The organism is Bacillus sp. EB106-04-02-XG92 (genome assembly GCF_058791995.1).
In genome coordinates, this window is the sequence record NZ_JBYTEA010000014.1 from 52,950 (window position 1) to 75,172 (window position 22,223).

Below are 22,223 nucleotides of genomic sequence, written 5' to 3' on the forward strand. Positions count from 1 at the left end.
TTCTTGCATCAGTACAAACTTTTACATACCATTCATTTACTTCTGCATAGCGTCTAACATTTTCACTAAAAAGGCAGCCGCCTCACCACGAGTTGTTGTACCTTTAGGATTAAACTTGTTATCTCCAACACCAGTTACTACCTGTAAGCTGTATAATCGCTGAACAGGCTGTTTGTATGCAATCAAATGTTGATCTGTAAATGGTAATGCGACTAAATTACCTGTAACACCTTTATACTGTAATGCCTTGTCAATCATAACTGATGCTTCTTCACGAGTGATTGGTGCATTTGGGTCAAAAATACCTTCACCACGACCGCTAATAATTCCTGCACTTGCACTACGCTTTATCCCACTATGAAGTGACGGATGCGCTTTGTTAATGTCTACAAATGTCTTATTTCCTTCTGGTAGTTTAAGAGCATTTGAAATTAATGTCGCAAACTCAGCTCTCGTTACATTACGATAAGGCGCAAATACACCATTTCCTTCCCCGTACATAATTCCTAGGCTGTTCAGCTTGCGAATATGCCCTTCAAACCATCCACCTGTAATATCATCTTTTGGTTTTTGTGCTTCTTTATTTGGTACATTATAGTTTATCTTAATCCAACTTGGATTATAGAAAATCCACTCATTATTACCTACTTTATACCAACCGTTTTTAACTGCTAACACTTTGTAACGGTCTCCATTTGAAGCTTTACGAACAGTTTGATGTTCAAGTCCTGCACCGCTACGTACATTTATACCGTCACCATTCACTACAAGCTCCATATTAGGTTCAGCTGGATTATATTCATTTGAATCAAATAGCTCGTTTCTTTCTTGTAAAGGCGAATCAATTTGTGCGTTAACACTTGCATACCATTGAATACCTTGTACGAAGCTAGTCCAATTCCCACGAGAAATTAAAATATCAGGACAGTTTTTTCCGCTCCATTGTTGATGCCTATAAATATGGTCCGCGCTAATTCCTTCTTTGTTCATTAAGTAACCTGCAAGTCTCTTTGCATTCTCTAACGCTTTATTGTAATCCCCATCTTGGTTAACTGAAATTTCAATACCGATAGACTCTCTGTTTCCTGATCCATCACCATCTCCTGCATGCCAACCGTTTTCATTTGTTGGTAAGTGCTGATAGATTTGTTTATCGTCCACTGTAAAATGCCATGATGCTGTTCGGAACGTACCTTCCGTTGCTTGTTTATACAAATATTTCGCATGATTTTCAGCATTCGCACCACGAGCTGTATTTGCTGTCTCATGAATTGTAATATAACGTGCTTTCATCGGATTAGCCGGGCGAATATCAGGGTTTCCTGCTGGAACAATCCACTCTACAAACGGGACACCTGCAAGTGTTCCATATTTCTTTGTCGTCATCGCTGCACTATATTGAACAGCTCTTGGCTTTTCAACTGGCTTCATTTCGCGAGTAGAACCATCATTTCGACCGTCTACATGTTCAAATGCCTTTTCAATATTTGAAATCGCTTCATCTTCCGCTACTTGACCTGTTTTCGCTTCTTTCATTTTATGTAACTCTTCTGTTTCATCATGTTTATGCTTATATTCTTCTAGAAGTATTTTTTCATTCTCTGATACTTCTGCTTCATTAATTTGTATGTGATCTGGAGTTTCTAGATTAAAATTCGAATAACTTAATCCGCTTGTTCCACGTTCCCCTTGTGCAATACTAAGCTGGTCAGTATGAGATTTGTTTATCTCTTCTGCTGATATTGCTAAAGGTGCGCTCCCTAACATTACTAAACTTGTTGATAGTGTGATTACTCGTTTTTTAATATTCATTACTGTATGAAATACCTACACAGTTCGTGTAAGCATCCTAACCTCCCTTTATTTTCTCATTCGTGAAAAACTATAAATCTACTATGTATGTATAAAACTATGTTTATTCCACCCTTTTATAAATACTTGCATTTTATCCCCAGCAGGCGAATGATAGTTTCTATAAAATTCCTTAACAGACATTATTTTATAACCAATTGCAATTGCCGTCAAAAGCACTTACCCTCATACACACTACTACTTCTCAAAAATAGATTAGGATACCGTTTACTGATTTTCTTCAACAAGAAGGATTTTTATAATTTTTCATAACTACTATGTATCTATTAATTGGATCCTGTTTCGGTGTACTTTTTCTATCTGAACTTCTAAAAAGGGATTATACTAATGAAGAGAAGCAAGCATACATACGATATTCAGCAAATAGGATATACTAAAAATCACACCGCTAGAATGGCTTAAAAACATTATAAAAATATAGTACGAGTTTATTAGATAATGCATTAGTTAAAGGGGATTAACTGATTGTTACACACGTTTGTTTACGATAAAGCGAAGTACCATTATGAAGGTGATTTTCCTGAGGACTTACCAATTGATCAAGCTTTTGTACATACTGGTATGTTTTTAGGATGGATAATTGAACATCATTTATGTAGTGAAGAATTTGAAGACGAGTCTCAAGACGAAATTAAACAGTTTAAACTTAGCCAAATGACTGGCACAGAAATTTATATGAACTGGGATGGCGTTTTGGCAGACGACATGTTAAATGACGAAGGCAACCAATTCGCGATGTATTACTTTAATAATGATGAGGAATGGAAATATATAAGTGATTACTCAGACGTTTTTATAGACGAAGAAACTCTCTACCACGTGAAAGATACTTGGGAAAACTATTTCAAATTAAAAGAAGTTATTGATAATAGCTATAATTTTTGGAAAGACAACTTACAAAATAAGTAATTATAACAAGTCGATTTCTTATTTTAATAAGGAATCGACTTTATTAATAGTAAAATATTTTTTATTTTAGCTTCTATTACAAATTCCCTTTAACGTTTTCAACAATTTCGTTTATCGTATTTCGATCAAACTTATCACTAATTTCGTATGGCTCACGATCTTCTACTAATTGTACGCCGACGATATCGTTGCGATTTTTACCATATTGCACTTCAATAATAGACCCACGCTCTATTTGTTTCCAAACGAGACTTGCTTCATCTTTATTATCTAAAATAATACAGTCCTCAATATTTTCATCAATCCCAATTAACTTGTTGTCATCCATATATCCAATCTCGTATTGTTGACGTTCTTTCGCTTTTCCGCTTACTACTGTACCTTTGCTACCATATGAGTAATCCGTATAATCCTTTTTCTCAGATTGTACCGCTTTCGTCTCCTGTGCTTTAGTTTTTTCAGCGTTCCCACAACCCATGATAAGACTAATTGGCATCGCCGTGGTTAGTACTACTCTAGTAAATTTCTTTATCATTTCTAAGCAACTCCTCATACTTACCTTTAAATTCCGTTTGTAAATTTATTAAAGAATAACATGCATACTAAATATTCATTGAAAAAACTATACAAATGTATTTTTTATTCTACTGCAATTTTTTTGTATCTATAGATAACTTGTAGCAGTTACAAAATTAAAACCTTCACAATTACTTACTGAATTGTTATATTGAAAATTATAAATTAAAACGATAGAATTATAGGATTTATTTAATTTAACTACTTCCTTAATTCGAGAGAGTATTTTATCATCATATGAACATCCCGTTAATAACATAGAAATGTCATCGCTCGCTTCTTCTAACACTTCCTTTTCAATAAAATCCTCATCTACATCAATCATATCTATATTAAAATCAACAAAAAATCTTGCTGGTATAGCGTCTCCTTCTTCATCATATGTAACATCGATATATGCATCTAACTGATCTTGCGTTTGCATATTACCGAACCATATTGAAACCATTCCGTGTACTTCCATTGTAGTTCTCCTTTATTTTTTATCTTGCAGAACCAATTTTATAACTTACTGATTACTTTAAAAGTCGAGATTTTTATAAAAACTATTTCTTCTTTCCTTTCAGTCAAATAGGATTATTCGGAAATTCATTATCATACTTATTAATTAGCTCTTTATCATTTTCATCAATTGGTACTTCACCTAAGTATTTATGTTTCCAAATAATCATCTGATCACTAAAACTATATTCTGTATCGAACCAATTTGTATAATCGAAATGCATGTTAAATTCCCCACTATGTTCCAGAGACATTGTAAAAGAGTACCAAAGCTCTTGCTGATTATCTTTGAAAACATTTCTTAATCCCTTACTCAATTTATATAAAAAATCTTCTTTCCTTTCAAACTCCTCTTCATCAACTTCGTATTTAAAAGGAATTTCTACACTATACTTATAATTTTCTTTATTTCTGAAGTTGTTATAGAAAAAGTAAGTTCCCCCTCCATCTTCTGATATTTGTGCATAAAAATAAAATTTCTCCCATTCTTCTGGAATCATGGCATGAACCGTTTCCGCTATCTCTCTATATAATCGATTCAATTTTATTTCCAATTGAATTCCCCCTATTTAATTTTCACCACTTATTTTTTCTATATTATACCATTCTTTTAATTAGCTCTTTCTTTACTATAAAGTGTAATGTAGTTCATCCAAAAATCAAACCAAGTTTCGATGCCTTTAGAAAGTAGACATACCTCTTGAATACAATTAGTATTAACATAAGAAATATGAAAGACTTAAAAAGGCTCTTACATGAAGGAAGGAAGTGCACAACTATGGATGTTAAAACAGTTATGCAAGAACTTGAAGATCTAGGTAAGGAACGTACGAAAAAAATATACATATCTAACGGTGCCCATGAGCCAGTTTTTGGCGTAGCTACAGGTGCTATGAAACCAATCGCCAAAAAAATAAAATTAAACCAAGAGTTAGCTGAAGAACTTTATGCGACAGGCAATTACGATGCTATGTACTTTGCAGGCATTATTGCCGATCCGAAAGCTATGAGTGAGTCTGATTTTGATCGCTGGATAGACGGAGCGTATTTCTATATGTTGTCTGATTATGTGGTGGCAGTCACTTTATCAGAATCAAATATTGCACAAGACGTTGCTGATAAATGGATTGCAAGTGGGGACGAGCTTAAAATGTCTGCCGGGTGGAGTTGCTACTGTTGGCTTTTAGGAAATCGCAAAGACAATGAATTTTCCGAAAGTAAAATTTCCGATATGCTTGAAATGGTGAAAGATACAATTCATCATTCTCCAGAACGAACAAAATCCGCTATGAATAATTTCCTAAACACCGTGGCAATTTCATATGTACCACTACATGAAAAAGCAGTCGAAACTGCAAAAGAAGTTGGTATAGTTGAAGTGAAACGTGATAATAAAAAAAGCAGTTTGCTACATGCTTCAGAGAGTATTCAGAAAGAACTTGATAGAGGAAGACTTGGTTTTAAGCGTAAATATGTAAGGTGTTAAAAAAGATTCGTATTAGGGTGTCAATCTGATAAAGATTGATCCCTTTTTCATTCAGGTTATATATCCCCTCATTTACTTTTAACTTATATTAAAAAATAATATCCTGATAACCTACTTCCATTACCTTTTCATTTAATAATCGAACTCCTACACCATTTTCTATATCCCACGTACAATTAAATGTAATTCCAACCTCTCGTCCTTCCGTAATATCTGCATACGGAACAACAATACCCTCTAAACCGATCATCTCTAGTATTTGATCAGTTGTTTCAACTAATGGATAATTTTCTTGCACTCCAATATCATATCCCAATTCACATCGCCTTTGTTTGTAATAGTCTAATATAGACTGTAGTAAACTTATTTGTACCTCTTCCCAATTTTTTATTAATGATTGATACGCTACATACTGCCCTTCATCAAACATCTCATCTTCTTCACCATCTATCATCAAATCAATCTCAGTGACATTGCCTATAAAAGTTATAGGCATACGCTTACCCCAAGCATAATTATATTCAATCTCTCCAAAAACTGAATCGTTCACTCTCATTTATCCGTCACTCCTCTCGCACTTATTACTAAGGTGTCCCTGTTTATTGTTAACTCCCATCAACACTTAACATTTGAAATATTCTTTCAAAAACATATAAAACGTTGGCCAACTCTCCTTTAATTCTCCATTTAAAAGTAATGCATCTCCACCTTCAAAATTTACTGAGTAAACTTTATCAGTTACACTATCAAGGACCAATGCAGCATTTGCTGTCATTTCCGTTAAAACTAAATACTTATTAGGAAATCCATGTTCCTTTCGCGCAATCATTGTGTAATATTCTATATTATTCTCTTCATCTATAATATCAAGTAATTCATAAGGAACGTACTCTTCCCAAAAAGGTCCTGCAAATCGATAATAAAACTCTCTAAATGTATTAGCCACTTCTACACCTAACCTATTTATTACTTTATTCACCTGATCTTTATCTTCCCGTTTATATATGTCTTCTTCCAAAACTTCTTCTAAGCAATTTGGCAAAGCATGCATTTGTATCCCTCCTTTATAAGGTTTATCCATGTATTTATGAAGTGAATTAGTAAGCTCCCTACAAACTACCTGTATGACATAGAACCAATAAATTTCACTTCTAAACCATCAAACATATCTTTTCTTTTCGCTTCATTATATTTAAAATCATAAAGAACAATAGCAAAGTTAATATCTTTCGCTAAACTATCTCCATTTATTAGCTTTTTTATTTTAGGAGTAATTCGTTCACTGTAAGAAAAATCACTTAAAATATGTTCAACGTCCCTTTTATTATTCTCATAAAAATAAAATTCAATATTATCTTCATCATAATAACCGAATTCAAAGCTCATCCCAAACTTTGAATGAACTGAATCACCATCTATCGTGTAATCTATATCGACATACTCCTCAAGATTTTGGAGTGATCTAGAAATTCCAAACCAAACTGAAGCCATTCCACTATATTCCACTTTTCCACGCCCCTCTAGCCGGTCTATAATTCATATAAACATTCTTTACTTTACTATTTTTGTAATCTCAAACTAGAAATCAACTCATTTAAACTGTTCGAAACCTCTATAAACAACCACGTTCGAAATCCTCGAATTCGTTCTTTCCACTTACATTATTTAAAACAACTAGTGAACCATTTCCTTTTATCCCTATAGGAATCTTATCTAGTCCCTTAATAACTCGTGATTAAGTCTTCATCCTCATATCTAGGGTCTTTCTCCACTTTACCATCTTTTGTTTTGATGACTTTTAGTCTACCTAACCACTCTGCTCCGTTATATGTCTCTTCACTTACCCATACATTATGCTTTTTACCGTCTACCTCAACTACTAATGTTGGGTGTGTAAATATGAATTCCTCCTCTACATGCCTACCTACAATTTCTGCATGTAATGATGTACCTTCTTCAACTAGTTTACTATTCTGATACCCTTCGATAATAGATAATCCAATAAATACAAAGAATATCAGTCCAAATACGGTCACTTTCTTCTTTGTACTCCATTTATTCTTTGCTTTTAATTCCTTTTGTCTTGCTTCTCTTTCTTCGCGTTCATCCAAACTCTCATTTAAAGCGTCTTCCCATGCCTTAATTTCTGCTTCGATTTCCGCTTCGACTCTTGCTAATTTTTCTAGTTGTTCATCGGTTGCTACCATCTCATATGAGTTCTCTTCAACTAAACGAATTTCAATACCCGTTTTTCTTATTTCTTTTAAGTCTTCTTCTGTACCATTTAACTCTCGAATGACTTCTCCTTGTTTGTTAACGAGTTTAGCGTGAATGTTTTTTTCTCCTTCTTCTTAAACATCTGAGCTCCCCCTTTATTTGTTTCCTATCATAGATAACCCTATTGCAATTAAGAGAAAGAAAACGATAATAAGGAAAGCCTTCCCTTTGCTTACTTGTGTTGTACAACCTTCCAAGACCGCCCATATAAGAATTGGGAAAAGAAGAATTCCTAGGAGAATATCAACCAACTTGTTGCTACTCTTCTTTAGTGGTTTTTCTTCTACTATCGGTTTTATCTGAACAGCTTCTTTTCTTATTTGTTTCGGCTTCTTTTTCTTGCGTCTATGATTCACCCAACATACCCCTTTTAGAATAACTTTTTACAACTATAAAAATACCGGAATATCCCCTTTTCATTTCCAATTATTCATATAAGCTCTCAATTTCCATACACCAAAAAGAACCTTTTCCCATACACTTATCATCAATTTTTTCTAATTTTTCTTTCAACCAACTTATTGTACACTCTGGTATATTATTATCGATAAAGGCATCCTCACCATTTATCTCTACTGCCCTATCGATCATTTTTGAATATACTAATAAACATGCTGCAAATTGATGTATAGAAGAATTCATAAACACTTCTTTATACGCATCACTATTATTTAGAAATACTATATTTTCTTGTTTTTCAATTATACAAATTGGATCTCCAGAACTTGTTGTTCCTAAATACCAATATTTTCGAAACTCTTCTGGCATTTGAAATACATTTATAATAGACCTTACGAAAGACTGAGATGAAGTAAATTCTAAATATGGTGGCGGTGTTTCCGGTAAGCCTCCTATAGCCAAAAATCGTTTCACTTCAGCTGAAAAGTTTTTGTTTATTAATTCTTTTTCAGGAAATGTAATGAGTGGGCCATCTTTATTAACATCCCATTTCTCTCGAAAATCCTCTGGTAGTATCATTTTTTCACCTTCTTGATGTATTTATAACTTTTTACATTTAGTTGAGCTACTAGTTGTTTTTTTATTTTCTCCCATAAAACATCTATTAAAGCTTTCCGTTATAATAAAAATCACTCCTTAACAGAGTGTCATAGAATGATTCATCACATATATCGTTTTCTTATACGACTACATGTCCATAAAAATACTTTTTACCAATCTTCCATTCTTTCTTTGTTAAAACATCGATATATGACATCAACTCTCTATTTTTTTCATTTGTTATTATCGTATCGTATTGAATAGGACATTTGATTCCACTCCAAATTGATAAAACGGAAGGTATAGTAACAACATTATAAGTAGTTCTATCTCTTAAAGAACTCATAACTTCCGAAACTAACTCCTTTGCCAAATCTCCAGGAAAAGATAGTCTATTACGATAATAGTATTCTTGCGTATCGTTATTTTCGATAAATTTAGAATAAGCTTCATTAAATTCTTCTAACGATACTTCATAATACTCGTCCTCAATTCCAAGCATCCATGAAAGTTCATTTCTTATAGCTTTTTCAACAAAGGTATCTTCCCACTCTTCTAGTAATGCTAAAAGATATGGTACTACATGATATGAAAGAGTTTCATCAGCACTTACTACAAAATTATGAACTCCATCCTCTGAAGCACTTGAAAGGAATTTCAAATTATTCGTTTCTAATAAATCATCGTGAGTAGCTGCTGAACAAAATAGTCTAGTGCATAAATTCAAAACAAGCTCATCTCGAGTACTATTCATAAGTTCGATTAGTAACCTCTTTACAGAGAAATCACCAAGCTTTAACAATTCATTAATTAAAATAAAGGATTCTTTCTCTGTTGCACTATCCCTTAAGTTAGACTTAAGAGTTTCAATTGTATGATTAGAAACTTCTCCATACCAAATATCTTTTTTTAAATGCTCTAAGTCCATCATTCTCTCTCCTTTTATTGCTGCTTACATTTATACGAACCATTTCATATGAATAATATTATTAATCATGTAACTTATTTAAAAACTCCGTAAAATTATTAGCAATATGGAATACATTTTCTCTTGCTCTTTCCTCTGCTTCCTCAGCCGTAATCCCTTCACTTTCCATCAATGTTTCCTTTTCCCATGCTCCCTCATGTTCCCAAAAGACGACAATTGGATCTTCTTTATGATTTTTATAATCAAAGCAAATTAAATTTCCTGCTGAATCAAATGCGAATGGCACCAATTCATTTGGCAGAGTAGAAATATACTGGTTATATACTTTAACGATATATTCACTACTATCTACATCATAAGAAAGTAAAGTTCCAAATACCTTTGTTATCGTATCTATTTCAAATTTACAAGGTAATACAGCTGAACCATTATTATTTGTAGCACATTCTACATAGTCACTTGGAAATATATACCCTATCTCTTTTCCCACATTGTTTATATATTCTGCTGAAACTAGCTCATCCGGTACTGGCCATGTTAAGTCATTTCTCATTTAACTTCACCTCCTAACAAATCACATCACGTTTATCCGAAATAACTAATTGCATCATCAACCAACCATGCCAGTCGTATGTCTTCTTTCGTAATCGTTTCATTGTTATGTAAGTCTTCCCACGCAATTAAATCAATTGACGCAGTCCACAAAATGTTGTCACTGCCTTTTGATGCACCGATTCCTAATGCCCCTGTGACATCTGCTATTTCAATTACATTTTCTGAGAATCTATTTTCAAATCTACTTATTTCACTTGATTTACTCAATTTCGAATACATTCCTTTCATCACCCACAGGCATAAGTACTTTGTGAGTTTTCCTGTTTTATTATAATTGGTCATGGTAAAGCCTATATAGAATTATAGCTATAATTCTATATAGGCTTTTTTTCACCTGGAATTTTAAATTTATTTACATCATATTCTTTAATTATATATACTTTTATAGCTTCAAAATCTTTACCAAATGCAAGAGATGGATTTTTAAGAAATATATTATTTCTTCCTCATCATAAATTCGGGCTTTAATTATTTCTTTGTCCGAGTGAAACGATAAATTGACTCCTTTGTAAAAATATTCGTAGTATCCCTCTTCATCCTGCTCACTCTTATCTTCAAAAGGAACAGATTCAATATGATATATATTCCCATTTATATTTATTGATTTCATATAGCATCACTCCCTTTTCAAGAATATTCATAAGAAATTAAATAGTCTCTGTCAATCATACCAAAAATAAGGGATTTACTTTTAGAATTTATAAAAAATATATAGGATTAAATTACAATCTTTATATTTTTTTTCATATTACTTCATTATCTCTGTACAATTGTGTAATGTGTCACAGAAGTAGACATATTGCAATGAGTCGCAGTGAAGTGGAATATCCCTTGAGAATATAAAATAAGAAGATCAATTTAGAAAGACTATCTAGTTCGATCTTCTTTTATTGAATTTTTAATTAATGCAATTTTACCCTTAAAATAATATAATCAACGGGTGGATTATTATTTACATCCTCAAAACTGGGTCTAATTTTAAAATCAAATTCATTTGTTATATTTTTCAATGAATAAAGGTTTGTTCTATCTACACTTGTACGGGGGAGCAATATATCCGAAAACGTAAAACGCATGAAGAATATGTTGCGGAACTATTAGAAAACGCGGGTATGATATGCCGCAGAGGTTTTAGAAGTTCATGGCGATAATATCGAAGTTATAGGAACATACAAAGGCGCTAGAAATACCACAGAACACAAATGTAACTCATGTAAAAATATATGGGAGGCAGCACCAACAAATATTTTAAAAGGAAAGGGAGAGAAACATTATGTCAAAGTTATTACGTGAATTATCTAAACCGGATAGTGAGGCCCTGCGTTCCGAAGCACTAGAACAGTTGAAAGTTACTTCAGGTAAAATTGTTATTTGTGATCCTCTTATTTTTAATAAAAATCACTTCGAACAAACAATTCAGCCAGGTACATATCCAATTGTTGCTTGGTGGCATAAGGAAGATGGAGTCATTGCTGGTGCCGAATTGAAATTGTCGGAGTCAAAAGCGGTAAGATGGAAGATGGCAACAAAACCAGGACAAAATGTCAGTGAACTGGAAGACGGATATATTTTTGGTTACCCAGTTGATACAGGCTTAGGGTGCTTTGCAGATGTTGAGGCAATTGATAAGTTAGAAGAAATAGAAGATAGGTTACAACAAGAACTAGGAGAAGAATTTACTAGTTTGTATGATGATCTTATAGATGACATACTAACAGAACATAATGAAGATTGGGGAAATTGCGTGGTGTGTGAGGAAACAGGAAGTAATATTATTATATTCCGTTCAGGTTATGGAGATGGATTTTACCCTTCCTATTGGGGAATCGATGAAGCAGGAAAAATCGTTTCACTTGTTACTGATTTTCAAGTGCTACATGAGGAAAATTGAGGACAACATCAATAATGATATAAGAATCAATATTTTTTCTTTTACAGCGTCAAATATTCCTCGTCTAATATTTGCAAATAACCCGTGGGATAATCTCCTTATATACTACTGGTTCTAATAAATAGGGTTATATTCTTAAGTGAATATAACCCGTCATTAATTCTAGTTGTTTATTAACAGTTTTTTATTTAAATAATTTATTAACTCTACTGATGTAGAGTTAATAGTGCACTGTTTTATCACGATACAGGTGAACTTCAGATACTCTACGCTCCGAAATTACTTTTTCTATGATTTCTTGGCGATTATATTCTACCTACATCGTTTCACAGTTTCCCCAATGAGTAGGAGCGGATTTTTCGTTTGACCCAAATACATCTAGAAGACGATTCAATATCTCTTCCTCGGTAAATGCTACAGTCGGATACATTGCGATTGTAAAATAATTCGGTTTCATTTTTTTGTTCTACAATATTCCCTTGTTCATCATATTTTTTAAAAGTCATTTCACGTCCCGCAATACATTCAGACTCATGCTTCTTCATTCCGTTTTGAAAAAATTCAACATGGTAGCCTTCAACCGTGCTTCTATTCATATTGCTGATTCTTTTTATATTTCCATTCTCATAAACATCATAAGCTAAACCAGTAAACAATTTTTCTTTACCATCATCTGCACACTCTACTATTCCTAGCCCATAAGGTCCCCCATATTCTAAACACTCTTCAAACTCAAGGCCATTCTGTATTATATACTCCTTCGTTAACACACCATTTAACATTTTCAATCCTCCTTTACGATATTAGCTAATGGTTAAGTCTGTTATGTAAAAGTAAGTTTTTATCGTAATACACTTCTATTTTTATTATGTAATTTCTATATACAATGAGGGGGATTTTCTAATATTTTTTTATAACGTATATATCCATCAATATATAATTTTAACTTTTAAATACATATTTTTTCTGATTTTTAAATTCACTCCTCAATCGCCTAATGAACTAATAAATCCCCTTAGTTATTTTTCATTTTGCACAGTATGTATTAATTACGCACAAATAAAAAAACTACAGTCTAAAAGTATATCATTGTAGATTCTTACATTTACTCTTCTTGATAATGCACTATATCATAGGGATAATGTGGTGTCTCTTTCAAAACTGCATTATCTTAAGTCTATTTATAGTACTTAATGCATCTTTCTTGGAAAGGGATTCTATCATCAAACAGCACTTCTTCTTGCAGAAACTTTATTATATCCTCTATTTTCGCAATGAATAATGCGAAAAAATCGCCCGAATTAGGATATGAAAATAGTCCATACCCCTTTGGTGACAGTATTTTGTTGACCTCCTGGATCTTTTCCGGTAAAAATTCATAATTAAATGCTTCTAATTTTTCGAGTTCTTCTTGTGTCGCTAATTCAATTTGGTGGGCAAATTCATAATCAAGAATAAAATTTACAATTTCTTGGTATTGCTCACCTTTATAGTCAACGTATAAAAACTGTTTCGTCGTCAATCCATATTTTAATAGGTCTTCATGTAAGTCATAACTTCCTTGCTCCTTCAAAAACGTTTCCAAATCCTTGCTATCAGGAAATATAATCTGCGCTATTTCTTGATTAGGCATATTAGCTTCCTCCCTTTTATTGAAATAATTCTCCATGCTTGTTAGGAATATATTCCGGGTAGTTTTTACGATAAAATTGATCAATCATCTGAAGCACAGGGTCCCACTCAGGGTATGGCTCACGTTCTCCAAATACCATTTTCGCTTCTGGAGTATTCATCAGAAAATTATCGAATTGAGTAGGTACTGGCAATCCTAGTTTTTTTCTTACATGGATCAAGAACAAGATTTCATAAGGATAAAATCCGAATCCAAAATCACCAAATTCACCTAGCTGTCCGATTTCAGAAGCTAATGCAGAATGATACTGAGACATTATCGAAATTAGATGTTCTATTTCTTCTAAATCACCAGTCGACCAACGTTCCAGCACTTCATCATAAATGTTTAGGTCTTCAGGGATTAAGTCACATCGCAGTTCAGCTTCCTTAAACTTATTTATCACGGCTAGATGCAATTTTTCATTCGTTCCCATGATGGTTTTATTTTTATACTGCAAGTACAGCTCTAGCAAAAACCAAATATGTCTATCCTCTTCATTGGCATCTATTAAATGTCCACCGAAGTGATGAGCCATAAAATCATATAATATATTTTCTTCTTTCTCCCATCCATACATTGCAAAATGAACTAATGTGAGGACGACTTCGCTAAACGAATATCCCAAGATCATTCTTGGATACCTTATTGTATAGAGATCCTGTCCCATGCATTGGTAAAATAAGACCTTCTGCATGTTTTTTAATCCTTCTGCATTGTTTCCACCGTTGATCAATACATCGTTTTTCCATAGTGACAAGTGATATGAAGAAATTTTGCTTAGATTTATTAATAGTATGTGATCTTTCTCTGTTTCATTTTGCTCAATAATCTTCTCAATCTTTCTTCTACTGACATTATATTTATCTTTAACATCTTCAAATTTGATTCCATCCACAAAATTTTTGCTATATCTTTTAAAAGCCATTTCTAACTTTTTTTGATTCATAACTGCATCCCTCCTATGAATACATCTATTTTCTTCTTTAGCCTTTCCCCTTAATTCACTCTCACCTTCAACGAGCTCATATATTTCTATACAATTTGTATTATCTATTCATTCATATAACTTATCACCAGACACACTTTTCTGTTCAATCCAAACCTCGCATTTACACAGTGCATCTCTTTCAGTAAATTAAAGCAATAGAAACTATCTTTAGTTTTTTCTTCTCTTATTTTTTACCACAACTGTTTGCTAAGTGAACATGTTCATTAAAAATATTGTTGTTAATTTGTTTTTCATATTTCTTTAATTCTTCATTGATTTTACTGCCAGTTTTACTTTCAAAACTTTTCTCTAATTCTGCTGCTATATCTCTTAGACTTGTTTGTAATTCATGAAATGCCCCTATGTTTTTTTGAAGAGCATATGTATCTTCTTTTATAATGTCTATCGATTTAAACCCTACTTCTGTTTTTAACATCACACGCTGCATTTCTCTTTCAATCTGTTTTTTAGCAGCTTGTAACTCCTCAACAACCTGATCCGCTAAATCTCCTGTAACACTTTCGATTTGCTTTTCTATCTTTTTAATTTCCCCCATAAAATCCATCATATAATTATCTCCTTATCTAAACTGAAAATTCCCTGCTAATTGATTATCTTTATCCCTAAGTGAATTTGCTGCATCACTAATTTCGTTCCCAAATCTACTTAAACTTTTTTGTTCTTTTCTTAAAAGATGAATTAATTCTTCTGCTATGTGTACATCGTGAAAATAGTCATTTCCACCTTCTTTCGTTTTGGCAATTCGTGAGATGGCTTCATCTATTTCGTATGCTTCTAATAGATGATATTTCCCACCTGGCCCTGTTTCATATTTTAATTGACTCTTCAACTTTTTAACCGCTTCAGCTTCTCTTCTTTGAAACTCTTCTATATTTTTTGCGATATCTGATAATCGATTACTGAGCAATTGAATTTTTTGTGCTTGTCTTATAATATCTTCAGGCTCTAATTTTAATAGGGGACTTCCATTTGAATGAAATGTTCCTCTAAATGTATCTCTGCCGTGTCCTTCCATAGTTAAACGTGTAAAAAAATCTTCTTTTTTATCGTTCTGTCTCACTGTAAATTGCTTACCAATTAGAGGCGCACCGAATTGAGTATGGTTACCAATTGGATCATTCTCATGTGTATAATCCGTAGCTTTGTTTTCCATTTCCCCTCTATCTACTCGTTTTTTTGCTTCAGGACTTAGCAAACGATAAGGATTTGGTGCAGCCCATGTAGTTGCATAACAATCTAATTCTGCAGCGATAAGGTCCGCTTCTGCACCACCTTTACTATGTCCAGTAGTATGAAGATAATAAGGGGTATATTTTGCTACGATGTCATTTTTTGCCCATTTTAATCCAGTATCAAATGATGTTGCAGAATCCGGTTTTATTGTTTGACTATTACTTGGAGTAATTACTTTAGAATGTGTTTTAATTCCAAACGTAATTTGATCGATATCTGTTTCGAAATCTGCTAATTGCGTAGGCTCTGTTCCACGAAATGCTAGGATTATCTCATCATAATGTGTTGCATTTTCATCATATTTGTCTGCTGGTACTACTGCGATAGCTTCTAATCCATTTTTTACTTTTTGACAATCTGCATCAATTGATTCTATAACTCTCCATTCTTTTCCGTTACTTCCTTTTATTTTTGCTCCTTTGTGTAAATAACTGTCTTCATAAACATGGTCTGATAGTTTAAAATAATCTTCATCTGTCGCAATTGGATTCTTTTTAAATTCACTCATATGTTTCAACTCATTTCATGGTATATTTTAACTATATTTAAATATAAGGGGATTTTTTATGAAGAAAAAATTGGTAATTATTTTATCCATTATTTGTATTATAGCAGGAGGGTATTTTACAATGGAATACTTAAAACAGAAAGAAAAAAAAGAAATTTTTTGGAAAGCACAAGAGGCAAGAGTAACAAAGTATATTCATTATAATGTTAAAAATGTAAAATCTATTACATTTACAAAACAAGATGTAAGTCCAATGGGTGTTCCTAAATTAAAAGGGTATATAAATAAAGATGAAAATTTATGGTTTGTAGCTCATATTAGTACGACAGAGAATTTTGAAGATGATTTTGGATGTTCTGGAGAACTATATGATAACTATGTTAAAAAACCTGAAAAATCAATATCCCAAATTGAAAGGGAAGAGAAGGAAAAGAAATAAGAATAGTCTCTGCACTACTCTTGTCTTCCCTATCCCATTTTAAGAAGAATGTAATGGTAAGTTTTTTATAAGGGGAATTTCTAATGAAGAAAGTAGTTATTTTGATTGTATCTGCTTTGGTGCTCATAGCAGGAGGATTTTTTTCTTTGGAATACTTAAAAGATAAAGAAATAGAAGAAAAGTTTTGGAAAGTACAAGAAGCACGTGTAGAAAAGTATATTCGTTATAATATTCAGGACGTAAAATCTATTACGTTTACAGAACGTGAAACTAGTCCTATGGGAATTCCTAGATTAAAAGGGTATATAAATAATAACCAACAATTAGATTTTGTAGCTCGTATTAGTACTACAGAAAATTTCGAAGATAAATTTGACTGTTCCGCGGAATTAGGAAAACTTATAAAAGCCCCTGAAAAATCCGTATCCGAAATTGAAAAGGAAGAAAAGAAAAAAATCCAAGAGTAGTCTTTACGATTACTCTTTTGTTTTCCTATAAAAAATAAACCAAAAGTTGGTTATTTGTAATATAGTAATAACCATTTAACTATCTATAAGATAATTTTTTTATTTTTGATAACCATATGACTATTAATTTCTTTATTTTAGTCTTATTCTTTTTCCAACCTTTATTATCTCTCATCCATCTTACGTTTTATGTATGCAGCGATTTCTATTCTCTTGTTTAGCTATAGCTATGTCTCTTACATTTGCAGAAACATGAATTATTCAACCGAAGATTTATAATCACTCTTTACATTTTTTAACCCTTCTATTACATTATTTATTCTTATTGATAAATCTTTTATTTCCTCTACTGTCAATTCACCTTCTGCCTCTTGAAGATTAAACATACTTAGCCTCTTTGTTATACCTTTAATACGCCCAACAAAGACCATATGATGATCGACTGCTATTTCTCCTATGGCAGTATCAACGATAACATCTTCAAACTTTCCTAAATTATCAAATTCATCCGCTAGTTTTGCTATAGCATATCGATACCCTCTCTCTTCATCTAATAACTCTTCATACGCCTCCCGAATTGCATGAAATAATTCATTATACTCCCAATCTTTCATACATCCTCCCTCAAAAAAATCCCCACGCTTATGTGAAAATACCCTTTCAACACAAATATGAGGACTTCCTTATTTCATTACTATACTTTATACATTTTATTCGTTAGAATCTTCGTCTTTCAATTTATATACTCTATCTCTTTTCTCATCACTTTTGACAAAAATAAGCTTTTCTTCTTTAACAAACCCTTCTAATAGTAAGCATACTTGCCCATATGCTTTAGGCTTATTCGTTGTGAATCTCTCATCTGATATTTTACCAGCTCGTATTAATTGTTCACATAACTCAAGTGCACTTATTTCTTCACAATTAATTAATTCTAAAATATCCTTTTGTAAGGGCGATAAAGGTACGGGGATCTCAGCTACCTCCACCTTTTCTCGTTTGTTTTCTTCTTCAAATAAATCTTCGAATGAAATTTGATTCATACTTCTTTTCCTTTCTAACGATTGATTTGTATAACATGAACTGAATCCTATAGCGTATGTATTATTATGTATTACTTACCTTTTTTCAAAAATCTCAAACTCATGTACATCGTTTCATATAGTATATTTCGATTATACCAAATATACGTTCTGTTTTCTATTGTAGAATTCGTTATAATAAGGATGAAAGTAATAATGAACATTTTCTCGTTGTTAATTGTATACTATCTGTAAAAAAATAGAAATAAAATTTGTATAATAAAATAGTACGAGTAAAATTTTATTATAGAAAGGTTCTGGTAATATGTTAGGTATTCATGTTGAAAAAACAAAAGATGAACTAATTATTTCATGGCAATTCTCTAAAATTCATATTCCATTATGTGAAATCACTGAGGTAACGGAAGATAATACATATGCTGGTGTTGAAGAAAAAAGCGCAATCCGAATTGGAACAGCATATGGTACAACTGATCGTATTTTAATTAAGACAGTAAAGCAAAATTATTTACTATTCACTACTAATAGAGTATCCATTTTAAATAAAATAAAAGCTTAATTGTTTTTCTTCCTATATTTAAACGTTAAACACTTTCATTCTATTATAGGAAACGCTACAAAAGGTTCGTTGATTACTCCTGCTCCTAATTCGGAAGCATATGGTGAAACTATATAACACAAACACCCTAGCTCTTCGCTAGGGTATTCTTAGTTTTATCTATAATACAGTAGTTCTACAATTCTTATTTATTTTTATGAACTCCTTGTAATTGACTAAGAACCTCATTGGCAGTCCTCTCAAATCTTTTAGGGTTATCAGCAATAATTTCATTAAGTAAATTAATTATCGTTAGTTGTATATCATGATTCATTCCTACAAGTACTTTAGCATACTCACTTCTATATAAATCATTATTTAAAATTCTTATGTTTAGTAGCATTGCCCACTCTTTTGCACTCTCAACCATTTTTGGTAAAGCTTTAGGCATCTCTGTTAGATATTTTCCCATTTCAAAATCTTCAATAAAATGAACTAGACCAAACATAACTTCTTCCTCTTGTGTTTCATCCTCAAATACTATACACAACTCTTTAATAAGCTTCTCATCATCACAATCTGCTAAGTTTTCTAATACACTGTCAAACTCTTCACATTCCGATTGATTTTTTAAAAATCTACAACTATATAATCTCTTAACCTCAGAATGATAGTCCATATAAATTTCTCCTTTTAAATGAATTGGATAATTAAATTAATATGATCATTAGTTTTCAACTTTTCTATTACATCAATTAAATCCATCTTCAAATACTTCTTGTCCATTTTTATTACACGTAGTTAATTCATCATTGCCTAATAAATTTGTAAGTTGCCATATATTCATAATAGCTCTCCTTATTCTCAAGCATTACAAGAATTATATTTTGCTTTTTATAAAACTTCTCCCTTATTTTATCACTTCTTGTTTTTCCTCTATCACTATCTGTTAGTTAATTCTTTGGCGATTGTTTCAGCTTTATGTAATTCTTCTAATAATGTATGTGGATAATCATTGTGACTGTCCATATATGCACGTACGCCACCCACAATGGTTATTCCCTTAATATTCTCGTTATTTTCTAATATTTCTAACGCTTTCTTATATCTTTTATATATTAATTGTAAAATACCACTATTAATATCTTTCACATAGTCTTTCTCCAACTTATGTATCACGACTTTTACTTGTTGAATTAACTGCCTTTTCTTGTTCACTATGTCCTCCTATTTAATTATCATAAATTTTCTTTCTATTTTTCACCACTCCAACAATGGCCTTTCCTCAACTATTACTTGTATCTAGTTCTATACATATATTCCTTAATAACATTTCGTTTACCAACCAGCATGTTACTAAGAAAAGACCCTCTTTTGAAAAGTCGAATCAAAAGAGAGCCTTTCTTTATGACTATATTTCCTATCCATATCTTCTGTCTAAAAGACTATTTAATTATTATGCATTTCTACGTTTCATAAATAATATTGCTCCAAGAGTTAATAACAAAAGACCGGCTCCGACTGAGAACCACGTAAAGTACATATTTCCACCTGTAGCTGGTAATGTTCCTGCTTTTGATGTTTTTCCTGTTTTAGGTTGCTCCGATTGCGGTTTTTCTGACTGTGGCTTTTCTGGCTGTGGTTTTCCTAATTTTTTCTCTTTAAACTTCACCGTATGGCCTGCATCTTCAATGTCAACATTGATTGCTACTAAAATATCATCTTGATATAGCTCTTCAAATACTACTACTTCTTTACCTTGTAGCTTAGAAGCATTAAATGTGAAATCAAGTGTGATAGAACCATTTTTCTCTTTTGCAGTAAACTTAGATTCTACTGCTACTTCTTTACCATCAACTAGTAAAGGCTTCTTTCTTGCTTTATCCATTAGTTTACCTTTTGCAACATATTCTTTTCCTACGATTAAGTCTTTGTATTCCACTTTATCTTGGATTGTGACAGATTCGTTTGCATACATCTCTTTTCCACCATCTGCTTTGTTTGTTGCTGCTGTTTTTATTGTTGGTTCTACGAATCGAACTGTTTGCCCTACATCGTTAATATCAGATTGAATTGCCGCTAAAACGCCATCTTGATATACCTCTTCAAAAACTACTACTTCTCTTCCTTGTTGTTCTGCACCTACGAAAGGAAAGTCTAATGTTACAAAACCATTCTTTTCTTTTGCTGTAAACTTTGTCTCAGCTTTTACTTCCTTTCCATCTATTAATAATGGTTTGTTCATTACTTTGTTCATTAATTTACCTTTTACAACATATTCTTTTCCTACGATCAAGTCCTTATATTCCACTTTATTTTGGATCGTGATGGAATCTTTTGCATGCATCTCTTTTCCACCATCTGCTTTGTTTGTCGCTGTTGTCTTGATTGTTGGTTCTACAAATCGAACCGTTTGCCCCACATCGTTAATGTCAGATTGAATTGCCACTAAAACACCGTCTTGATATACCTCTTCAAACACTACCACTTCTCTTCCTTGCTGCTCTGCACCAACGAAAGGAAAGTCTAATGTTACAAAACCGTTCTTTTCTTTTGCTGTAAACTTAGTCTCTGCTGTTACTTCTTTTCCATCTATTAATAATGGCTTATTTATAACTTTGTTCATTAGTTTACCTTTTACAACATATTCTTTTCCTACGATCAAATCTTTATATTCCACTTTATCTTGGATTGTGATGGAATCTTTTGCATGCATCTCTTTTCCACCATCCGCTTTATTTGTTGCTGTCGTTTTGATTGTTGGTTCTACAAATCGAACCGTTTGCCCTACATCATTAATATCAGCATGAGTTGCCACTAAAATACCATCTTCATATAGTTCTTCAAACACTACCACTTCTCTTCCTTGCTGTTCTGCACCAACGAAAGGAAAGTCTAATGTTACAAAACCATTCTTTTCTTTTGCAGTAAACTTAGTCTCTGCTGTTACTTCTTTTCCATCAATTAATAATGGCTTATTTATAACTTTGTTCATTAGTTTACCTTTTACAGTGTACTCTTTACCAACAACTAAGTTAGTGTACTCTACTTTGTCTTGGATCGTGATAGACTCCTTTGCATGCATCTCTTTTCCGCCATCAGCTTTGTTTGTAGCTGTTGTTTTCAATGATGGAATCTTTTCAATTTCTGCGCTAGCCTTTGGTAACATTAAGTTAAAGAAAAGAGATATGACAGAGAGTAAAGCTAGAATCCTAATTACATATTTCCTCCCCATATTTACAACCTCCTGTTTGATT

At 32.4% G+C, this 22,223-nt stretch carries 26 protein-coding genes and 6 pseudogenes; 6 read left to right on the forward strand and 26 right to left on the reverse strand.

Going from position 1 to position 22,223, the window contains the following annotated elements:
* Window positions 1–36 precede the first annotated feature (36 nt).
* Window positions 37–1,812 (reverse strand): S-layer homology domain-containing protein, encoded by a 1,776-nt coding sequence (locus tag AC3WVA_RS24835; protein ID WP_429603990.1) that lies wholly within the window; start codon window positions 1,810–1,812, stop codon window positions 37–39.
* Between the two features lie 525 nt (window positions 1,813–2,337).
* Here AC3WVA_RS24835 and AC3WVA_RS24840 point away from each other — a divergent pair.
* Entirely contained in the window at window positions 2,338–2,781 is a 444-nt protein-coding gene (locus AC3WVA_RS24840; RefSeq protein WP_098521295.1) for a DUF7832 domain-containing protein, read from the forward strand.
* Window positions 2,782–2,857: 76 nt separating this feature from the next.
* On the opposite strand, the gene AC3WVA_RS24845 is transcribed toward AC3WVA_RS24840, so the two are convergent.
* The 3 genes from AC3WVA_RS24845 to AC3WVA_RS24855 form a co-directional block, all read right to left on the reverse strand.
* Window positions 2,858–3,316 carry a hypothetical protein gene (locus tag AC3WVA_RS24845; RefSeq protein ID WP_098346229.1) on the reverse strand — a complete coding sequence of 153 codons (459 nt, stop codon included), beginning with the start codon at window positions 3,314–3,316 and terminating at the stop codon, window positions 2,858–2,860.
* Window positions 3,317–3,445: 129 nt separating this feature from the next.
* The gene (locus AC3WVA_RS24850; RefSeq protein ID WP_098521296.1) at window positions 3,446–3,820 is read right to left on the reverse strand and encodes an immunity 22 family protein; all 375 of its coding nucleotides are present in this window, start codon (window positions 3,818–3,820) and stop codon (window positions 3,446–3,448) included.
* A gap of 103 nt (window positions 3,821–3,923) precedes the next feature.
* Window positions 3,924–4,412 carry an antitoxin YezG family protein gene (locus AC3WVA_RS24855; RefSeq protein ID WP_098521297.1) on the reverse strand — a complete coding sequence of 163 codons (489 nt, stop codon included), beginning with the start codon at window positions 4,410–4,412 and terminating at the stop codon, window positions 3,924–3,926.
* A gap of 224 nt (window positions 4,413–4,636) precedes the next feature.
* Here AC3WVA_RS24855 and AC3WVA_RS24860 point away from each other — a divergent pair, with 224 nt between their 5' ends.
* Window positions 4,637–5,344 (forward strand): DNA alkylation repair protein, encoded by a 708-nt coding sequence (locus tag AC3WVA_RS24860; RefSeq protein ID WP_098521298.1) that lies wholly within the window; start codon window positions 4,637–4,639, stop codon window positions 5,342–5,344.
* 88 nt (window positions 5,345–5,432) lie between these two features.
* Here AC3WVA_RS24860 and AC3WVA_RS24865 read toward each other — a convergent pair whose 3' ends face one another.
* From AC3WVA_RS24865 to AC3WVA_RS24915, 11 genes and pseudogenes are all read right to left on the reverse strand, one after another.
* Window positions 5,433–5,900, reverse strand: coding sequence for a DUF6985 domain-containing protein (locus AC3WVA_RS24865; protein WP_044584641.1), 468 nt, complete (start codon window positions 5,898–5,900; stop codon window positions 5,433–5,435).
* 66 nt (window positions 5,901–5,966) lie between these two features.
* Window positions 5,967–6,395: an SMI1/KNR4 family protein gene (locus tag AC3WVA_RS24870; RefSeq protein ID WP_044584642.1), complete on the reverse strand. Its 429-nt coding sequence runs from the start codon at window positions 6,393–6,395 to the stop codon at window positions 5,967–5,969.
* Between the two features lie 65 nt (window positions 6,396–6,460).
* Window positions 6,461–6,850: an immunity 22 family protein gene (locus tag AC3WVA_RS24875; RefSeq protein ID WP_098521299.1), complete on the reverse strand. Its 390-nt coding sequence runs from the start codon at window positions 6,848–6,850 to the stop codon at window positions 6,461–6,463.
* Window positions 6,851–6,903: 53 nt separating this feature from the next.
* A pseudogene (locus AC3WVA_RS24880) lies at window positions 6,904–7,061 on the reverse strand (SecY-interacting protein Syd); the annotation flags it as partial.
* Window positions 7,062–7,065: 4 nt separating this feature from the next.
* Entirely contained in the window at window positions 7,066–7,551 is a 486-nt protein-coding gene (locus AC3WVA_RS24885; RefSeq protein WP_086423278.1) for a hypothetical protein, read from the reverse strand.
* 165 nt (window positions 7,552–7,716) lie between these two features.
* Window positions 7,717–7,977 (reverse strand): hypothetical protein, encoded by a 261-nt coding sequence (locus AC3WVA_RS24890; protein WP_001016547.1) that lies wholly within the window; start codon window positions 7,975–7,977, stop codon window positions 7,717–7,719.
* Window positions 7,978–8,047: 70 nt separating this feature from the next.
* On the reverse strand, window positions 8,048–8,599 hold the full coding sequence (locus tag AC3WVA_RS24895) for an SUKH-4 family immunity protein (protein ID WP_098521300.1): 552 nt from the start codon (window positions 8,597–8,599) through the stop codon (window positions 8,048–8,050).
* 160 nt (window positions 8,600–8,759) lie between these two features.
* Complete coding sequence (imm47, locus tag AC3WVA_RS24900; RefSeq protein ID WP_141539667.1) at window positions 8,760–9,548, reverse strand: Imm47 family immunity protein; 789 nt, start codon at window positions 9,546–9,548, stop codon at window positions 8,760–8,762.
* Window positions 9,549–9,609: 61 nt separating this feature from the next.
* Window positions 9,610–10,101, reverse strand: coding sequence for an SMI1/KNR4 family protein (locus tag AC3WVA_RS24905; protein ID WP_429603993.1), 492 nt, complete (start codon window positions 10,099–10,101; stop codon window positions 9,610–9,612).
* Window positions 10,102–10,151: 50 nt separating this feature from the next.
* Window positions 10,152–10,391 (reverse strand): annotated as a pseudogene (locus AC3WVA_RS24910) (DUF7021 domain-containing protein); the annotation flags it as partial.
* Between the two features lie 78 nt (window positions 10,392–10,469).
* Window positions 10,470–10,773: pseudogene (locus AC3WVA_RS24915) on the reverse strand (hypothetical protein).
* A gap of 663 nt (window positions 10,774–11,436) precedes the next feature.
* Here AC3WVA_RS24915 and AC3WVA_RS24920 point away from each other — a divergent pair.
* A complete protein-coding gene (locus tag AC3WVA_RS24920) occupies window positions 11,437–12,054 on the forward strand; it encodes a DUF4241 domain-containing protein (RefSeq protein WP_429603994.1) in 618 nt (205 codons plus the stop codon).
* A gap of 223 nt (window positions 12,055–12,277) precedes the next feature.
* Here AC3WVA_RS24920 and AC3WVA_RS24925 read toward each other — a convergent pair.
* The 6 genes and pseudogenes from AC3WVA_RS24925 to AC3WVA_RS24950 all read right to left on the reverse strand — a co-directional run.
* Window positions 12,278–12,511: pseudogene (locus AC3WVA_RS24925) on the reverse strand (hypothetical protein); the annotation flags it as partial.
* Window positions 12,495–12,836, reverse strand: a pseudogene (locus AC3WVA_RS24930) (toxin-antitoxin system YwqK family antitoxin); the annotation flags it as partial. The pseudogenes AC3WVA_RS24925 and AC3WVA_RS24930, both read right to left, overlap by 17 nt.
* A gap of 395 nt (window positions 12,837–13,231) precedes the next feature.
* The gene (locus AC3WVA_RS24935; protein WP_001133582.1) at window positions 13,232–13,687 is read right to left on the reverse strand and encodes a DUF6630 family protein; all 456 of its coding nucleotides are present in this window, start codon (window positions 13,685–13,687) and stop codon (window positions 13,232–13,234) included.
* Between the two features lie 16 nt (window positions 13,688–13,703).
* The gene (locus tag AC3WVA_RS24940; protein WP_070171727.1) at window positions 13,704–14,675 is read right to left on the reverse strand and encodes a hypothetical protein; all 972 of its coding nucleotides are present in this window, start codon (window positions 14,673–14,675) and stop codon (window positions 13,704–13,706) included.
* A 226-nt stretch (window positions 14,676–14,901) separates the two neighbouring features.
* Entirely contained in the window at window positions 14,902–15,285 is a 384-nt protein-coding gene (locus tag AC3WVA_RS24945; RefSeq protein WP_086408871.1) for a hypothetical protein, read from the reverse strand.
* Between the two features lie 12 nt (window positions 15,286–15,297).
* A complete protein-coding gene (locus tag AC3WVA_RS24950; protein WP_429603995.1) occupies window positions 15,298–16,479 on the reverse strand; it encodes a cytoplasmic protein in 1,182 nt (393 codons plus the stop codon).
* Window positions 16,480–16,537: 58 nt separating this feature from the next.
* Between AC3WVA_RS24950 and AC3WVA_RS24955 the strand changes: the two genes are divergently transcribed.
* Both AC3WVA_RS24955 and AC3WVA_RS24960 read left to right on the forward strand, forming a co-directional pair.
* A complete protein-coding gene (locus AC3WVA_RS24955) occupies window positions 16,538–16,918 on the forward strand; it encodes a DUF1433 domain-containing protein (protein ID WP_088070371.1) in 381 nt (126 codons plus the stop codon).
* Window positions 16,919–17,001: 83 nt separating this feature from the next.
* Window positions 17,002–17,385: a DUF1433 domain-containing protein gene (locus AC3WVA_RS24960; protein WP_098347186.1), complete on the forward strand. Its 384-nt coding sequence runs from the start codon at window positions 17,002–17,004 to the stop codon at window positions 17,383–17,385.
* 257 nt (window positions 17,386–17,642) lie between these two features.
* Here the strand turns inward: AC3WVA_RS24960 and AC3WVA_RS24965 are convergent, their stop codons facing one another.
* Complete coding sequence (locus AC3WVA_RS24965) at window positions 17,643–17,999, reverse strand: Imm3 family immunity protein (RefSeq protein WP_098347185.1); 357 nt, start codon at window positions 17,997–17,999, stop codon at window positions 17,643–17,645.
* Window positions 18,000–18,095: 96 nt separating this feature from the next.
* Window positions 18,096–18,428 carry a DUF3895 domain-containing protein gene (locus AC3WVA_RS24970; protein WP_044584658.1) on the reverse strand — a complete coding sequence of 111 codons (333 nt, stop codon included), beginning with the start codon at window positions 18,426–18,428 and terminating at the stop codon, window positions 18,096–18,098.
* Window positions 18,429–18,732: 304 nt separating this feature from the next.
* Between AC3WVA_RS24970 and AC3WVA_RS24975 the strand changes: the two genes are divergently transcribed.
* On the forward strand, window positions 18,733–18,987 hold the full coding sequence (locus AC3WVA_RS24975) for a SunI/YnzG family protein (protein WP_000900619.1): 255 nt from the start codon (window positions 18,733–18,735) through the stop codon (window positions 18,985–18,987).
* Between the two features lie 184 nt (window positions 18,988–19,171).
* On the opposite strand, the gene AC3WVA_RS24980 is transcribed toward AC3WVA_RS24975, so the two are convergent.
* From AC3WVA_RS24980 to AC3WVA_RS24990, 3 genes and pseudogenes are all read right to left on the reverse strand, one after another.
* Window positions 19,172–19,645: an Imm30 family immunity protein gene (locus AC3WVA_RS24980; RefSeq protein ID WP_429603997.1), complete on the reverse strand. Its 474-nt coding sequence runs from the start codon at window positions 19,643–19,645 to the stop codon at window positions 19,172–19,174.
* 263 nt (window positions 19,646–19,908) lie between these two features.
* Window positions 19,909–20,184, reverse strand: coding sequence for a hypothetical protein (locus AC3WVA_RS24985; protein ID WP_429603998.1), 276 nt, complete (start codon window positions 20,182–20,184; stop codon window positions 19,909–19,911).
* A gap of 238 nt (window positions 20,185–20,422) precedes the next feature.
* Window positions 20,423–22,099: pseudogene (locus tag AC3WVA_RS24990) on the reverse strand (VaFE repeat-containing surface-anchored protein); the annotation flags it as partial.
* Window positions 22,100–22,223 lie beyond the last annotated feature (124 nt).

What these genes read in the sequence shown, in the direction of transcription:
- AC3WVA_RS24885 (WP_086423278.1), bottom strand. Translation starts at nt 7,551, where the DNA reads ATGGTAGCAACCGATGAACAACTAGAAAAATTAGCAAGAGTCGAAGCG.
- AC3WVA_RS24850 (WP_098521296.1), bottom strand. Translation starts at nt 3,820, where the DNA reads ATGGAAGTACACGGAATGGTTTCAATATGGTTCGGTAATATGCAAACG.
- AC3WVA_RS24870 (WP_044584642.1), bottom strand. Translation starts at nt 6,395, where the DNA reads ATGCATGCTTTGCCAAATTGCTTAGAAGAAGTTTTGGAAGAAGACATA.
- AC3WVA_RS24980 (WP_429603997.1), bottom strand. Translation starts at nt 19,645, where the DNA reads ATGGACTATCATTCTGAGGTTAAGAGATTATATAGTTGTAGATTTTTA.
- AC3WVA_RS24955 (WP_088070371.1), top strand. Translation starts at nt 16,538, where the DNA reads ATGAAGAAAAAATTGGTAATTATTTTATCCATTATTTGTATTATAGCA.
- AC3WVA_RS24970 (WP_044584658.1), bottom strand. Translation starts at nt 18,428, where the DNA reads ATGAATCAAATTTCATTCGAAGATTTATTTGAAGAAGAAAACAAACGA.
- imm47 (WP_141539667.1), bottom strand. Translation starts at nt 9,548, where the DNA reads ATGGACTTAGAGCATTTAAAAAAAGATATTTGGTATGGAGAAGTTTCT.
- AC3WVA_RS24975 (WP_000900619.1), top strand. Translation starts at nt 18,733, where the DNA reads ATGTTAGGTATTCATGTTGAAAAAACAAAAGATGAACTAATTATTTCA.
- AC3WVA_RS24965 (WP_098347185.1), bottom strand. Translation starts at nt 17,999, where the DNA reads ATGAAAGATTGGGAGTATAATGAATTATTTCATGCAATTCGGGAGGCG.
- AC3WVA_RS24950 (WP_429603995.1), bottom strand. Translation starts at nt 16,479, where the DNA reads ATGAGTGAATTTAAAAAGAATCCAATTGCGACAGATGAAGATTATTTT.
- AC3WVA_RS24860 (WP_098521298.1), top strand. Translation starts at nt 4,637, where the DNA reads ATGGATGTTAAAACAGTTATGCAAGAACTTGAAGATCTAGGTAAGGAA.
- AC3WVA_RS24945 (WP_086408871.1), bottom strand. Translation starts at nt 15,285, where the DNA reads ATGATGGATTTTATGGGGGAAATTAAAAAGATAGAAAAGCAAATCGAA.
- AC3WVA_RS24960 (WP_098347186.1), top strand. Translation starts at nt 17,002, where the DNA reads ATGAAGAAAGTAGTTATTTTGATTGTATCTGCTTTGGTGCTCATAGCA.
- AC3WVA_RS24845 (WP_098346229.1), bottom strand. Translation starts at nt 3,316, where the DNA reads ATGATAAAGAAATTTACTAGAGTAGTACTAACCACGGCGATGCCAATT.
- AC3WVA_RS24895 (WP_098521300.1), bottom strand. Translation starts at nt 8,599, where the DNA reads ATGATACTACCAGAGGATTTTCGAGAGAAATGGGATGTTAATAAAGAT.
- AC3WVA_RS24865 (WP_044584641.1), bottom strand. Translation starts at nt 5,900, where the DNA reads ATGAGAGTGAACGATTCAGTTTTTGGAGAGATTGAATATAATTATGCT.
- AC3WVA_RS24935 (WP_001133582.1), bottom strand. Translation starts at nt 13,687, where the DNA reads ATGCCTAATCAAGAAATAGCGCAGATTATATTTCCTGATAGCAAGGAT.
- AC3WVA_RS24920 (WP_429603994.1), top strand. Translation starts at nt 11,437, where the DNA reads ATGTCAAAGTTATTACGTGAATTATCTAAACCGGATAGTGAGGCCCTG.
- AC3WVA_RS24905 (WP_429603993.1), bottom strand. Translation starts at nt 10,101, where the DNA reads ATGAGAAATGACTTAACATGGCCAGTACCGGATGAGCTAGTTTCAGCA.
- AC3WVA_RS24835 (WP_429603990.1), bottom strand. Translation starts at nt 1,812, where the DNA reads ATGAATATTAAAAAACGAGTAATCACACTATCAACAAGTTTAGTAATG.
- AC3WVA_RS24940 (WP_070171727.1), bottom strand. Translation starts at nt 14,675, where the DNA reads ATGAATCAAAAAAAGTTAGAAATGGCTTTTAAAAGATATAGCAAAAAT.